Source organism: Bacillus sp. J33 (genome assembly GCF_000518885.1).
GTDB lineage: Bacteria > Bacillota > Bacilli > Bacillales > Cytobacillaceae > Cytobacillus.
Genome location: NZ_JAEL01000135.1, coordinates 1 through 12,224, shown reverse-complemented (window position 1 = coordinate 12,224; position 12,224 = coordinate 1). Strand labels below are relative to the sequence as shown.

Genomic DNA, 12,224 nt, shown 5'->3' with positions numbered 1-12,224 from the left:
AAATGCTACCGCATTTCCTTACGAAGAGGTGTTAATTCGGGGAAGCTTATTCAATGTCCTGCGGGAGAAGCGAGTCAGCGGGAGACCCCGCAGGTGGTGAATGCACCGAGGAGCGTCGGACCGCCCGCGACAGCTTGAGTCCCTGGAGCGGAAATCAACTGGCCAATTTTATAGAAGAAAAAAGAGGGTGTCCGAAAGTTAGACTTTTGGGACACCCTCTTTTTGTGTTTAGAAAGGGAATTGAAAAATACTATACAAATGTCAAATTGCCCAGTATGATAAGGGATAACAAGGAAGGAGGGCAGAAAATGAAGGAGCAATTGGAGCAAATCCTTACTTTATCGGATTTGGATAAAATAATCGATTTGATCAGTCATACGTTAAAAAAACCGATCATTTTGGAAAATGATCATTTCTTCCTTTTAGCTTACAACTCTTACTATATTGATCAATTTGATCGAGCGAATCAGGAAACTATTTTTTCAAAAAAGTGCCCATTAAATATATTTGAAGCTTTTGTGGAAACAGGAATTATGGATCAGCTTAAAACCATCCAAAACCCATTTAGAATTCACGATATGAAAGAAATTGGCCTGAACCAGCGGGTTGTCGTCAGTGCCAGATATAAAGACACCATCATGGGCTATATTTGGGTTCAGGAAATCAATGACAATCTGACGGATGAAGAAATGGATTTTTTATATGAGGCCTCTGTTCATGTCGGAAAAATCCTGCATAAAAGAACGAAAATCATTCATCAAAAAGAAATAGAGATTGAAAATTTATTCAGAAATGCGATTAATAACCGTTATACAAATGAAAAGGATTTGAAGTGGGAAGCCAATCAGCTTGACATCGTGCTGCCATCCATTTTTTGCATAATGGTTGTGAATGTCATAGATGCCGGAGATGAGCTGGTTGAGGAATTAAAAGAGACGATAAGATCTTACCTCAACTTAAAGGATAACACGAGCCATGTGCTGGTCGATCGTTCCAATATTATTATTATCGTAGGCTGTTTCTCAACCCAGCATTCCCCGGCAGCGGCTTCTTTGCAGATCGTAGAAAATCTGCTGACAAACTTTGACAGGAATCGATACGCCAATATCTATATCGGAATCGGCAATGAATATCAGCAGCTTTTATCCTTTAATAAAAGCTATAAAGAAGCACTTGAAGTAGTCGAGCTAACGGAAAGGCTCGGAACCCAGGAAAATATACCTTACGAATATGAAAAACTGGGGATTATCCGGTACCTGGATATCATTAACGAGAAAAACAAGAAAAATCAATATGTAAATAAAAATTTGCAGATTTTAAAGGAAAAGGATCAGGAAAGTCAAACAGAGCTTCTGAAAACACTGGAATACTATTTGGTCAATAACTGCAAATTAAAGCCAACGGCTGAACAAATGTTTATCCATCCCAATACGTTAAACTACCGAATGAAACAAATCACGGAACTGACAACGATCGATTTCTCGGATTTTAATCAAAAATGTCAGCTTTATCTGGATTTAATGCTATTGAAGGAAGGCCGAGATTAAAAAGCTAAAAAAGTTGTGATTTTTTAAAGCATTGTCATGAGATCATGCATTCAGTCAAAAGGATCATTCCGGCTGCTTACTAATAAGGCAGCAGCTGGATTTCCTCAGCGCCTGCCGCTTAATCAGTCCAGTGGGATTAGAAATTCAGCCCCGAATTTCATTTGTTTTTTCATTTACATAACTGGATTCAGTCACCGGATTTTTGCCCTGATGCTCCCTGTGCTGTCCCAGCTCACGCTTTGCCCTTATAAAGGCAATCACGTATTCGATTTCTTCCTGGGAAAGAGTGCTTCCGTCTACCGATAAATCCACAGACAGGGGATCTGCCAATTCGATCGCGGTCTTTTCAAAGGCTGGCTGAAATGAGGGATCTTCAACTCTGCCAAGTATGTAATCCGTTGAGGTTTGAAATAAGTCTGCCATCAATTTAATGGCCTCTAAAGAAGGTCTGCGGTGCCCTGATTCATAGCCTGCATAGGTGCTTTTGGCAATGCCGAGAAAATCAGCTGTCTCCTGCAAAGACCAGTTGTTGCTCTTTCTTAATATTGTTAATCTATTTAAAATCATCTTTCTACTCTCCTTTTTTTCAGTATACCATCAAAAAATAAAAAAATGTACGCGGAATGAATAATATCTTCTTGATTTCCTCACCATTCCTTCATATAATTACTCTCATAGTACGCGGTTCGCGTATGAATGATCTGAAAATTTTCATGTTTTACATAAGATTAATGGCCCATAACAGGATGGAAGGCGGAACCCTTTATGAAAAAATTATTGCTGCTGACAACCGGGGGAACAATTGCTTCAATGGAAGGGGATAACGGATTAGTGCCTGAATTAGAAGCCGATGAAATTTTAAGCTATCTGCCTGGTTTGAATACTCTTTATCATATTGAAAGCAAGCCTTTGATGAATATTGATAGCACCAATATGCAGCCGGAATATTGGACAATCATGGCGAAAGCGATTTATGAGAATTATGACAGCTATGACGGCTTTGTAATTACCCATGGAACAGATACTATGGCTTACAGTGCAGCTGCGATCTCCTATATGCTGCAGGATCTGGACAAGCCTGTCGTCATCACAGGCTCCCAAATTCCCATTTCATTTCAGAAAACGGATGCAAAAAAAAATATAAAGGATGCCGTTCGATTTGCCTGTGAGAAGATAGGCGGAGTATTTGTCGTGTTTGATGGACGAGTCATACAGGGGACAAGAGCCATTAAACTGAGAACAAAAAGCTATGATTCATTTGAAAGCATCAACTTTCCCTATATAGCATCCATTTATGATAATAAAATTGAATATAGTTACCCAAATCAAACGGATAAGAAGAAAGAAATTAAGCTTGATACCTCCCTTTGCACGGATGTATCTTTAGTTAAGCTATTCCCGGGCATTAAGCCGGAGTATTTTGATTTCCTCAAGGATCACTGTCAGGGCATTGTCGTTGAAAGCTATGGCAGCGGCGGAATCCCTTTTCACGGAAGAAATATTTTGGAGAAATTGAATGAACTGACAGAAAGCGGCATATCAGTAGTCGTAACCACCCAATGTCTGGAGGAAGGAGAGGACATGGAAATATATGAAGTTGGCAGAAAAGTAAATAAGGATGCGATTATTCGTTCCCGGAATATGAATACAGAAGCCATTGTTCCAAAATTGATGTGGGTGCTCGGAAAGACACATGATCCGAAAAAAGTGAAGGAATTGATGGAAACACCCATTGCAAATGATATTACAATCTAAAGAAACAAAGGGAGTTATCAGGAAATGATTAAGACCGAGAGTGGTTTCAGAATTGAAAAAGATTTCCTTGGTGAAAAGGAAATTCCCAAAGATGTGTATTACGGCATTCAAACGATGCGGGCCGTTGAAAATTTTCCTATTACCGGATATAGGATTCATACTGAAATGATTAGGGCATTGGCGATGATCAAAAAAGCGGCCGCCCTGGCAAATATGGATACAAAGCGTCTTTATGAAGGAATTGGCAGCGCGATTATACAGTCCTGCGATGAAATTCTGGAAGGACAATGGCATGAATTTTTTATTGTTGACCCCATTCAGGGAGGTGCAGGCACTTCAATCAATATGAATGCTAATGAAGTGATTGCAAACCGCTCCCTCGAGCTGCTTGGCCATGAAAAAGGGGAATATGGCAAGATTAGCCCAAACAGCCATGTCAATATGTCTCAATCGACAAATGACGTGTTCCCTACTGCCATACATATATCTGTTCTTACTCTTCTGGACAAGCTTTTGAATACGATGACTGATATGCTGGCTGTTTTTAGAAGGAAAGCCCAGGAATTTGATTCTGTTATAAAAATGGGCCGTACTCATCTCCAGGATGCAGTGCCGATTCGCCTTGGCCAGGAATTTGAAGCATACAGCCGGGTAGTGGAACGGGACATTAAACGGATTGGACAAACACGCCAGCACCTGTATGAAGTAAATATGGGGGCAACAGCTGTAGGAACTGGCTTAAACGCAGATCCACTATATATTAAAAATGTTGTAAAGCATTTGGCAACTATAAGTGGGCTGCCGCTTGCCGGGACTGAACATCTGGTTGATGCCACGCAAAACACGGATGCCTATACGGAAGTATCATCTGCCTTAAAAGTGTGTATGATTAATATGTCCAAAATAGCGAATGACTTGAGATTAATGGCTTCAGGCCCTCGTGCCGGGCTTGGCGAAATTAGCTTGCCGTCCCGCCAGCCAGGCTCCTCTATTATGCCAGGAAAGATTAACCCTGTGATGCCTGAACTCATTAACCAGACTGCCTTTCAGGTAATTGGGAATGATCAAACGATTTGCCTTGCGTCCGAAGCTGGGCAGCTTGAACTGAATGTCATGGAGCCTGTTCTCGTTTTTAATTTGCTTCAATCCATCAGTATCATGAACAATGCCTTCAGAATCTTTACAGACTACTGCCTATCGGGTATACAGGCAAATGAAGATAGAATGAGAGAATATGTAGAAAAGAGTGTGGGAATCATTACAGCCGTTAACCCGCACCTCGGATATGAGGTGGTTTCAAGGATTGCCAGGGAAGCCATCCTCAACGGAAAGTCGGTTAGAGAGCTGTGCCTGCAATATGACGTTCTAACAGAAGAGGAGCTTGACCTGATTTTAAACCCGTATGAAATGACAAATCCGGGGATAGCGGGCAGTGCCTTGTTAAATAGAAACTAGGTAGTTTCTGTAAAATAGCTGTTTGTTTTTAAATCTGCTTTATTCCGCTCGTTATTTGCAAATAGCAGATCATATACGCTAGTAAAGAGCCTTATTCCACTTTTGGAATAAGGCTCTTTTGCTTTATCGCTTATTCTGCTCTTTCTCTTTTTCATACTGCCGCTGCGGTGCTCTCTTTTTTTGTACTAGGAATTTCTAAAAACAACACATATCTGTATTTCAATTTAAAATGAATAATTACATGGAAAAAGTAAAAAATACTTTTGTTAAAAATAAACTTTGAAGGAGTGTTTAATAAAAATGGCATTGATACCCTATGATCCATTTAGGCAGTTATCTAATATGAGAAGAGACATGGAAAGAATATTCTCAGATTTTCCTTTTGATTTTGGAAATGAAAATACTCATTTTGGGAACATCAGAGTAGATGTCCATGAAACAGATAATGAGGTAATTGCTACTTGTGATATTCCTGGATTAGAGAAAAAAGAGGATGTAAATATTGATATTGAAAATAATGTTTTAAGAATTAGTGGCTCAATTAACAGAACAAATGAAATTAAAGAAGAGAATATGCACAGGAGAGAAAGATACACAGGTAGCTTTCACAGAGCTATTATACTACCGACTCCTGTTTCTGAGGAAGGTATAAAGGCTTCTTATAAGAATGGTGTACTAGAAGTTATCATGCCTAAACAGACTCAAACAAATAAAAAGAGAATTGATGTAGATTTCCATTAAAAATGAGCAGTTTGCTACCTGTTATGAAAGAGTTTGGCAGGGATTACTTGCAGGAAATTGCTGAGGAACAGCCTGACCTAGTTGATTTGCTAATTTTAAGCTGCCATTTACCTCAGGCAAAGAAAAAAATTATTTTAAATGAGCTGACAAATAATATTAAAAATTACTACCAGCATTACTTCCTTTGAGGTAATGCTTTTCTTTTTAATCATAATAAACAGTAGGTAGAGATAACATCAATTTTTGTATATGTATGTTAGACTACCTTCCCCATTCTCTCAGGTAGGGGTATCCCCCCATATGCCTATGTATTTCCATTGACAGCTACAACCTTTTATGCTTTCTTGACAGCATCTGCATTATATACTTTGTCTTTTCTGCTCATTAACTGCATCAATAACAGCATCAGGACAGGGTAACATATCTTATTAATATTGTCAACTTCTCTAGAAATGGCTCTGTATCAGGCTTTTTTAGCAGTCTGATTAGCTATGCAAAAAGCTGTATATTATATGCAAAGGGCTGTACATATTACCTGACCAATGGAGTCAGTCAAAGGTCAGCTACTATATTTATTGGTAGTTACTTCCATCTGTTTTTTTACTGCATCTATTTCTCAGGCACTTCTCCCCCTGCTCCACACCCCCTAGTCCCCCTTGTACCCCCCCTTTAGCATAATGTCTATTTAAACCTTACCTAAAATAGACAAAACAGCAATCCTTGATTATACTGTGTTTGTAATGTCTATTTAAAGTGTCTATTTACTTTAATGTAAGGAGGTTACATAGATGGCTAAGCAATATGGATATGCAAGGGTATCAACAGCAGATCAACATCTAGAGGCTCAAATAAAGGCTCTACAAGAGGCAGGAGCAGAGGTAATATACAAAGAGATAAGGCAACAGGGAAGAACACTCATAGAGAAGGATTACAGGCTCTCCTGGGCATCCTACAGGCAGGAGATACACTGATAGTTACCAAGATGGATAGAGTAGCTAGAAGTGTCAAACAGGGTATTGCTCTTATTGATGAGCTTACAGAAAAGGGTATCAAGCTGCATGTTCTGAATATGGGAATGTTTGATGGCTCCCCTACCTCAAAGCTGATTAGAAACATCCTTTTATCAGTAGCAGAATGGGAAAGAGAAATGATACTGGAGAGACAGAGAGAAGGCATTGCTGTAGCAAAGGCTCAAGGTAAGTACAAAGGTAAGCCTAAGAAGTATCATGACAAGAATGAGAGTATGCAACATGCACTAGAGCTGTTTGCTAACAGAGCTACTAATGGAAAGACTGTCAAGCAAATCTGTCAGATCACTAAGGTAAGCAGGGCATCACTATACAATATTGCTAAGGAGAAGGGCATCCTCTGAGGGATAGCTCTTTTTTTGTTTTAGCAGGAAATTTTAGATTTTTTGATGTCTTGGATAATCTGGGGTTTTTGGACTTGTGAGACCTTGATACATCAACACTTAGCTGTGTTAAAGAATCCAAGACCAGACTTTTCTTGGGGAAAAATAAAAAAGCCCATAGTCTGCTTAAAGCATAACCATAGACTCTGAGGGTATTAAATGAATTGTCCTTTTAACTCTACTACAGGTTGATTATTATCTAAGGTTGTTACTCTACAGACTTCTAAATTAATGATTCTGTCTTGCTCTAACTGCCTTGCACTTTGGATAGTTATTTGCTCAGCACTATCACTAACCATTGCTTTATATACATGAAATGATGAGCCTATTTCTTTTAAATCATTTAATAGCTGGTCTTTTTCCATTTTTTCTCCTCCTTTCATATATGGAAATATTCTACAAATTAGTTCCAATTACCTGCTCTAGCCCTAAAAGAACCACTCCCTTACTTAAAAGATTTCCTAGCACATTGTCACAGTTTTGAATAGGACATCTAATGATAGATGTGTAGTCAGGATAAGTTGGATCATGCCAAACAATATTCCTAGCATTCCTGTCACAACTACAAAGATTTATCTAACTATAAGAATAGATGGATGTCACAGCTCCTAAGACTGTTCTAAATATGGTCATGTAAGTTTATCTATTCAACAATCAGAGGGGGCAACTGTACTTAACACTAAAGATTGTAAAGAACTGAAAGATTATAAAGGTTACAAAGACTTGATAGATTCTAAAGGATGTATAGTACAACTATTCCTGAATCTTTGTATCAAAATGAGTAACAATAACATCAATAGTAGGAGGTTAAGTTAAGGAAATGAATGCAGTTATTGAAAAAGAACACTCAAAGCATATTCCAAAAGAGTCCATTCAGCAGGGGAAAGCTCTACTCAAGGAAAGAATTTCTAACTCTGATATTGAGCAAGAGGCTTTTGTTCATCTGACTGTCAAGGAATCCTACAATTTGGATACTGATGAAATTGAGAAAAAGGCTTATCTTTCCTTAGACAAAGATTTTATTGCTCAGGGAGGTTTGGCAAAGCTCCATCCATCAGCATTAAAAGTATTACTTGTTATAGCTGCTCACACTGATAAGGATGGCTTTGCTTGGATTTCACAGGAGAGCATTGGAAAGTTAGTTGGACTTTCTAGACAACAGGTAGGAGTAGTCGTCCATCAACATTTGTTGCAGAATATCTACCTTAACAGAAAATTACTGGAGGCTATAAAGGTTAGAAAAAAGGATGGGCAGGAGTTTTACTTGTACCATCCAATAAACTGTCATATTGATTATCAGGTTTATTCTGGAGTTGATGAGCTTTCTGGGGAGTATCAGGATTTAGAGGCTGTTGTAATTGAATGATAATAAATTAGCTTATAAGACATAAGGGAATCTCTGTTAATGAGTTCCCTTTTTTCTTGAACAAAAACATCTGTAATAATGAATAAGATCTTTGGATTAATTCTCTTGTTGTTTTTTCTTATACATCTCTTTTAGTACATCTGGTTCAGGGATTTTATTTAATAGACTTATTACTGAGTCTAAAAATATTTCATTTGTGAAATTCCCATTTTCATTTTTTACCATGTCTACATAATTGGCAATAATCATGACAATGCTTTTTGCATCTGACTCATCTAGTGCAATAAGTTTTTCTCTAAATTTTTCTAAATCTAACATTAAACTATCTCCCTAAATCAATGTTTTTATTAATAAACAGGAAGTATTCCTTCTAACTCAATTATTTCCTCATTAATTAGTCTTTCTAATTTTTTTACAAAGTCATCTAGCTGGTTAATTTCAGTAATTATGAAGAAATTTGCATTCATCTTTTCTGGTACTTCCAACTTATTATCAACTGTTAATTCCAGACCAATATGACCTCTATTATTGTGTTTAAAAAATCTAATGGATATGAAGTGGGTAACATTTTCTGTTTCATTACCTGATTTCCAAGTAAACTCATTTATTGATAAATTACAAAAATAATTAATTCCTTTTCTTAACTCTTCTAGTTCTTCATTAGAAGTGTATATATCTATGTGAGCCTTGCAGTTTGCACATTTAAATTCCATTTGTAATTCATAAAAATCTACATCTTCCCATGTCTTTTTAAATCTTATACTTGGTTCAGGCATTGGATAATCACCTCATTTTTCTAATTCCCTATATTAATTATTGTCAAAATCTTAGCCTCAGTCTAACACATATACAAAAAGTAATAAAAATTCAATCCCTTACCTTAATTCCTCCTGTCACAGCTATTCTAGTAACAAAGGAAATTGAGGCATACAGCCTGTTTTCCTTATTACTATTTGGGAGGAGTTACTTTGAATAAATTACAGATGAAATTCATTGCAGGGTTAGCATTACTAGGACTGGAGAACAAAGCTCAAGATGTTCTGACTAAGGAGTTTAAGGCACAGCTTACAACTCTTGAGAAGGCTCAAGAGGCTCTAGAAAAGGTAGAGGAGACTGTAGAGGTTTACAATACTTTGTCTGCTGATATGAAAGCTCAGAAAAAGGCTCTTGAGGATGAGGTCACTGAGTTAAGACTGAGCATAAATAAATTGGATATTAAATCTGATCTTGTTGCTCAGGTGATGGAGATTAACAAACAGATTGATGCTAAAGAGGTTCAGATAAAGGCTGTAGCATCTGCACAACTAGCTTTAGGTCAAAAGGCAAAAGCAGATACAATGGATGCTTTAGCTGAGGGATACAAGGTTGTTAATGCTTTAGCTGCTGAGATTAGACAACTAATTGATACTGTAAAGCCAGTTGTCAGCAAGAGCAATAAGGCACAGATAGTTCAAGCTCTACAAACAGTTATTCATGAAATGAATGGCTACAGCTATGTATTGAGAGATGTATCAAATAGCATTAATGCTGATAGAGCTACTCATAATGGAGTTAGATTTTACTTTAGTGATTTAAGCATAATATCAGCTATGGCAGATTTAGAAAGAATGTAATGGTCAATTGATTTTTCAAACTGAATACTACAGTTTTGGTGAGGTTGGGCAACTGCTCAGCCTCCTTTTTATTTTACAGAGGAGGGAAACTGCCAAATGAGCATAAATTACAGATTTAATGAGTGGAGAGTATCAGGAGAACAAGCTGAGGTATGGAGTCATAATGCTTACAAGTTAGCAAGGCTTGAGGTTGGCAGAGTATCAGGTATGACAATAGGGGCAATTTTATATTTGCATTTTATTAAAGGAATGACTGCCTCAAGGATTAGAAAAGCACCTATAGCTTTTGGGTTGGCATCCTCAACAATAACAGGCATTATCAGAGGTACTTACTGTCCAGATGCTTACTGTGTTTTTCAAGAGATGCTTAAGACTGAGCCTGAGAAGTTGGACATACTATTTGGAACATATTAAAATTTAGAAAATAAATAGTTTCAATTTAGGAGTGTTTATTGCATGCACTGTTTTTGTGAAAAAAAGGAAACTTTTGACTTAAAGGTTGAAGGTGATGTTAGTGCAGACCCTATTTGGTGTAATCAATGTGGCTGTAACTTTGACATTGAAGAGGTTCCGCTTTCAGAGGATTTAAAGGATGATTTAATGAGATGGGCAATGATGTATGGTAGATGGATTGACTGGAGTAAAGATACATTGTTCCCCAATGGGATTGAATTAGAAAATGAGCATAATAAACAAGGTCAACAACTTACAGAAAAAGTTAAAAAGGAGATTGGTACTAAATATAGAGTAAAATATTCCCCTTCTACCTCAGCTAGAATGTATTCTGATTTAGATTTATGATTACTCAGTAAAACAAGCTGTAATAAAATGGGGTTATCTGTGCCTCTCCCCTTTTTTGTTTAAACATTTGGCAGAGGTATTGCCTTGCTATATGGTTAATTGTCAGGATAAAATAAATTTATGTTATTGAAAAGGAGTATGTAGAATGAGCATAGTAAATTATCTAGGATGTAATTTTACTTTGCCTTTAAGTCCAGATGATGGTGATGACAAGATATTAATTGGTGACTGTTTTTCAGATGAAGAAAATAGAGAGATTGTAAAGAAACATTTTACTACTAAGTATGTGTATGAGGTTTTTACTAATGACTTTGTTGGGATTTGGTTTAATAAACACTATAAAAAAGATTATCCAAAAAGTAATACAGAATCACAAATGAGTTTTCTGGCATTATGTAAGCTGTTAGATAGTTATCTTAAGGAAGGAGACTATTGTGAGTTATATGTGTGCTGGGTTGGTGATGAGGATGAAGAAAGAAATTTAGAATTTGATCAGGTAATTGACCTCAATAATTTTGACATCAATAAAATACAACTATATGAGAAGACCCTGTTGACTATCAAGAAATAGGGTAAGGTATGGAGGATAAACTTGGAACAAAAACAAATTACTAAGAAAAAATTACTGAGTTACCTTTTAGCTGGTGGAATATTTATTTTGCTATTTCTTATTTTTACTACCCCAATTTTAAAAATGCCAGTAGGTTGGGCAGACTTTTTAGGACTTGTCAAAGCAGAACCAAGTTATTTACCTTTTGAATATAAAAAAAGTTACATGACTGCTACTTCCTGTGGTAGGAATTGTCAAACTGTGGAATATCATTATACAGCAACAAAAACAAAACTTGTTGTAACTGCTACTGAAAAAGTAAGTTGGTATGATGATCCCAAATGGGATAAGGATACAAAAATTAAGGGAACAAACTATTTTTACCAAGATAAAAATCAAAGGCAGTACCTATACTGGAAAGAGGAAAAAGAAGAGCTAGAATTAGAAATTGAATATAAAGGTGAAAATAAACTAACTAAATCAGAAATTGTAAAGATTGCAAACTCTGTAAAACCTGGTAGGTAGTTCTAAGCCTGGAAAGAACAGAATTTCATCAGAATATAAAACAGTAAAGGAGGGGCAAAAAAAATGCCTCTCCTTTTATATTCCTAAAATTGTGATATAACCATCTTCTTTGCTTTTATTACCTACCCATGTTTGTAATTCAGTAATCACTGTATTTGGCAAGCAAAAAATGCATGAAACGGCAGTTTAAAATGTAACCACTTGCCAACATTATTGCTAGTTTTGTAATAATGACTCTTTATAGCGATGACTGTCTCCATTGAATACCACCAGGTGAGAGTGGTGGATCAGCCGATCAATGACTGCCTCTGTCAAGATTGGATCACCAAAAACATGGTTCCATTGACCGAACTGCAGGTTGGTCGTAATGATGATGCTTTTGGCCTCATAACACATTGAAATGACCTGGAATAATAGCTCTCCACCTTGTTTATGTAAAGGGATATAACCCAGTTCATCG

18 protein-coding genes are annotated in these 12,224 nt (G+C 36.9%); 13 read left to right on the top strand and 5 right to left on the bottom strand.

What is annotated here, in order from left to right:
• Positions 1 to 308 precede the first annotated feature (308 nt).
• Entirely contained in the window at positions 309 to 1,547 is a 1,239-nt protein-coding gene (locus L634_RS0126380) for a PucR family transcriptional regulator (RefSeq protein WP_026584999.1), read from the top strand.
• Positions 1,548 to 1,691: 144 nt separating this feature from the next.
• Here L634_RS0126380 and L634_RS31805 read toward each other — a convergent pair whose 3' ends face one another.
• On the bottom strand, positions 1,692 to 2,114 hold the full coding sequence (locus L634_RS31805; RefSeq protein WP_084029032.1) for a helix-turn-helix domain-containing protein: 423 nt from the start codon (positions 2,112 to 2,114) through the stop codon (positions 1,692 to 1,694).
• A gap of 198 nt (positions 2,115 to 2,312) precedes the next feature.
• On the opposite strand from L634_RS31805, the gene L634_RS0126370 reads away from it, so the two are divergent.
• The 6 genes from L634_RS0126370 to L634_RS31800 all read left to right on the top strand — a co-directional run bounded on the left by L634_RS0126370 (position 2,313) and on the right by L634_RS31800 (position 6,870).
• Complete coding sequence (locus tag L634_RS0126370; protein WP_026584998.1) at positions 2,313 to 3,302, top strand: asparaginase; 990 nt, start codon at positions 2,313 to 2,315, stop codon at positions 3,300 to 3,302.
• A gap of 24 nt (positions 3,303 to 3,326) precedes the next feature.
• Entirely contained in the window at positions 3,327 to 4,757 is a 1,431-nt protein-coding gene (gene aspA / locus L634_RS0126365) for an aspartate ammonia-lyase (RefSeq protein WP_026584997.1), read from the top strand.
• A 300-nt stretch (positions 4,758 to 5,057) separates the two neighbouring features.
• Entirely contained in the window at positions 5,058 to 5,498 is a 441-nt protein-coding gene (locus tag L634_RS0126355) for an Hsp20/alpha crystallin family protein (protein WP_026584996.1), read from the top strand.
• A 2-nt stretch (positions 5,499 to 5,500) separates the two neighbouring features.
• On the top strand, positions 5,501 to 5,686 hold the full coding sequence (locus L634_RS0126350; protein ID WP_026584995.1) for a hypothetical protein: 186 nt from the start codon (positions 5,501 to 5,503) through the stop codon (positions 5,684 to 5,686).
• Between the two features lie 600 nt (positions 5,687 to 6,286).
• Positions 6,287 to 6,469, top strand: coding sequence for a recombinase family protein (locus L634_RS34820; protein ID WP_332249068.1), 183 nt, complete (start codon positions 6,287 to 6,289; stop codon positions 6,467 to 6,469).
• Positions 6,382 to 6,870 (top strand): recombinase family protein, encoded by a 489-nt coding sequence (locus tag L634_RS31800; protein ID WP_332249069.1) that lies wholly within the window; start codon positions 6,382 to 6,384, stop codon positions 6,868 to 6,870. The genes L634_RS34820 and L634_RS31800 overlap by 88 nt, the downstream gene beginning before the upstream one ends.
• Positions 6,871 to 7,064: 194 nt before the next feature.
• On the opposite strand, the gene L634_RS0126340 is transcribed toward L634_RS31800, so the two are convergent.
• Positions 7,065 to 7,274 (bottom strand): hypothetical protein, encoded by a 210-nt coding sequence (locus L634_RS0126340; RefSeq protein WP_026584994.1) that lies wholly within the window; start codon positions 7,272 to 7,274, stop codon positions 7,065 to 7,067.
• Between the two features lie 455 nt (positions 7,275 to 7,729).
• Here L634_RS0126340 and L634_RS0126335 point away from each other — a divergent pair, with 455 nt between their 5' ends.
• Positions 7,730 to 8,275, top strand: coding sequence for a helix-turn-helix domain-containing protein (locus tag L634_RS0126335; RefSeq protein WP_026584993.1), 546 nt, complete (start codon positions 7,730 to 7,732; stop codon positions 8,273 to 8,275).
• Between the two features lie 96 nt (positions 8,276 to 8,371).
• Here the strand turns inward: L634_RS0126335 and L634_RS0126330 are convergent, their stop codons facing one another.
• Both L634_RS0126330 and L634_RS0126325 read right to left on the bottom strand, forming a co-directional pair.
• Entirely contained in the window at positions 8,372 to 8,593 is a 222-nt protein-coding gene (locus L634_RS0126330) for a hypothetical protein (protein ID WP_026584992.1), read from the bottom strand.
• 29 nt (positions 8,594 to 8,622) lie between these two features.
• Positions 8,623 to 9,051, bottom strand: a complete 429-nt coding sequence (locus tag L634_RS0126325) for a hypothetical protein (protein ID WP_026584991.1) — start codon at positions 9,049 to 9,051, stop codon at positions 8,623 to 8,625.
• A 192-nt stretch (positions 9,052 to 9,243) separates the two neighbouring features.
• On the opposite strand from L634_RS0126325, the gene L634_RS0126320 reads away from it, so the two are divergent.
• The 5 genes from L634_RS0126320 (at position 9,244) to L634_RS0126300 (ending at position 11,764) form a co-directional block, all read left to right on the top strand.
• Entirely contained in the window at positions 9,244 to 9,888 is a 645-nt protein-coding gene (locus tag L634_RS0126320; protein WP_026584990.1) for a hypothetical protein, read from the top strand.
• A 96-nt stretch (positions 9,889 to 9,984) separates the two neighbouring features.
• Positions 9,985 to 10,302 carry a hypothetical protein gene (locus L634_RS0126315; RefSeq protein ID WP_026584989.1) on the top strand — a complete coding sequence of 106 codons (318 nt, stop codon included), beginning with the start codon at positions 9,985 to 9,987 and terminating at the stop codon, positions 10,300 to 10,302.
• Between the two features lie 42 nt (positions 10,303 to 10,344).
• Positions 10,345 to 10,689, top strand: a complete 345-nt coding sequence (locus L634_RS0126310) for a hypothetical protein (protein WP_026584988.1) — start codon at positions 10,345 to 10,347, stop codon at positions 10,687 to 10,689.
• A gap of 145 nt (positions 10,690 to 10,834) precedes the next feature.
• Entirely contained in the window at positions 10,835 to 11,260 is a 426-nt protein-coding gene (locus L634_RS0126305; protein WP_026584987.1) for a hypothetical protein, read from the top strand.
• A gap of 21 nt (positions 11,261 to 11,281) precedes the next feature.
• A complete protein-coding gene (locus L634_RS0126300; protein WP_026584986.1) occupies positions 11,282 to 11,764 on the top strand; it encodes a hypothetical protein in 483 nt (160 codons plus the stop codon).
• Between the two features lie 216 nt (positions 11,765 to 11,980).
• Here L634_RS0126300 and L634_RS0126295 read toward each other — a convergent pair.
• A partial coding sequence (locus tag L634_RS0126295) for an ATP-binding protein (protein ID WP_026584765.1) occupies positions 11,981 to 12,224 on the bottom strand: 244 nt, incomplete at its 5' end.